Origin of the sequence: Emticicia sp. W12TSBA100-4 (genome assembly GCF_040253585.1) — a bacterium.
Classification (GTDB): Bacteria; Bacteroidota; Bacteroidia; order Cytophagales; family Spirosomataceae; genus Emticicia.
This window is the reverse complement of record NZ_JBELAU010000108.1, coordinates 1-278: the sequence shown is the minus strand read 5'-3', so window position 1 is coordinate 278 and position 278 is coordinate 1. Positions and strand designations below refer to the sequence as shown.

Genomic DNA, 278 nt, shown 5'->3' with positions numbered 1-278 from the left:
GCAACAGTTGTGGCGAAAGCGGAGTGAGCAATGTAGTAGTTATCACAACAGGCAGTAGCCCAGCGGCTCCAGTAATTTCAACGAACAAGAACAGCTTGTGTAATGCAGAAACGGCGACGTTGACAGCGACAGGTTGTACAGGAAGCTTGAAGTGGAGTACAAATGCGACAGGCAGCAGCATCAGTGTAAGCACCGCAGGAAGTTATACAGCGACATGTAGCAACAGTTGTGGTGAAAGTGGAGTGAGCAATGTAGTAGTTATCACAACAGGCAGTAGC

The 278-nt window shown here is 48.6% G+C and carries 1 pseudogene; it reads left to right on the top strand.

Going from position 1 to position 278, the window contains the following annotated elements:
• Positions 1–278: pseudogene (locus ABR854_RS25975) on the top strand (hypothetical protein); the annotation flags it as partial.